A 1137-nucleotide genomic window follows, 5' to 3' on the forward strand; every position below is an offset into this window, starting at 1 on the left:
GGCGGGCGGTCTCAAGGACCAAGTGCAACACCTGGGGGAATCTGGGCATTGTGCGCGATGCAGTCTTCGAAGAAGGCTTGAGCGGGCGTTTTCCAGTCCAATGTTGCCCGTGGCCTCGTGTTCAGGCTCCAGGCGATCTGGTCGAGCTGGCGCTGGCTGTACACACTCAGGTCTGTGCCCTTTGGTAGGTACTGCCTGATCAGGCCATTGATGTTCTCATTGCGGCCACGTTGCCAGGGACTGTGCGGGTCAGCAAAGTAAATCTTTAATCCCGTGCTCTCTGCCAGCTTCTTGTGCAGCGCCATCTCCTTGCCCTGGTCGTACGTCAGCGTCTTGCGCAAGGCCTCATCCAGCGGGCCGAACGCCGCTTCAAAGCCCCTGAACACGTCCAGTGCCGTCGCGCCGTCGACCTTGACGATCATCACAAAGCAGGTTCTCCTGCACACCAGCGTGCCCACCGAGGATTTGTTCCTGGCGCCCTTTATGAGATCACCCTCCCAATGGCCGGGCACCAGCCTGTCGTTGGCCTCGGGCGGGCGCACGTGGATGCTCAGCATGTCCTGCAGCACTCCCCTTCCACCTACGGCGCCAGCGCGGCTTTGCGGCCTGCGCGCGCCCCGGCTCTGGCGCAGCAGCGCCGTCAACTCCTTGCGCAGCTCACCCTTGGGCCTGGCATAGATGGCGGTGTAGATGGTTTCGTGAGAGGCTTGCAATGCGGCTTGTCCAGGATGGTCTCGCCTGAGGATACCGGCGATCTGCTGGGGCGACCACAATTGCTCAAGAAGGCCGCGAACCCGCCCCCACAGGGCACCGCCCTGGCAGAGCTTGCGGGGCCTGCGCGCAAGCCGCCTGACGCGCCGGGCGCGTACGCCCGCCCTGACGGCGTCATAGCCTCCTGCGATTCGGGGCCTGCCCATGTGTGTTTGATGGGCAACAGGCAGGTAGCCGTTGCGCCGCAGTTCACGCGTGATGCTGCTGGGGGCTCGGCACAAGGCGCGCCCGATAGCTCTGGCGCTGCATCCCTGAAGACTCATCGTCATGATGGCTCCACGGTCTTCCGCGCTCAAGTGTCTGTAGTGGCTCGTCATGCTGCTCCTGTCTTTGGGGTTGAGCAGTGTTGCACTTCACCCTTGAGAC

1 protein-coding gene is annotated in these 1137 nt (G+C 63.1%); it reads right to left on the reverse strand.

Annotated features, from left to right (window positions below; all coding sequences use genetic code 11):
* Nucleotides 1–11: 11 nt before the first annotated feature.
* The gene (locus AC1DUN_RS24165) at nt 12–1088 is read right to left on the reverse strand and encodes an IS30 family transposase (protein ID WP_477716195.1); all 1077 of its coding nucleotides are present in this window, start codon (nt 1086–1088) and stop codon (nt 12–14) included.
* Nucleotides 1089–1137 lie beyond the last annotated feature (49 nt).

Source organism: Polaromonas sp. P4_F6 (assembly GCF_056401275.1).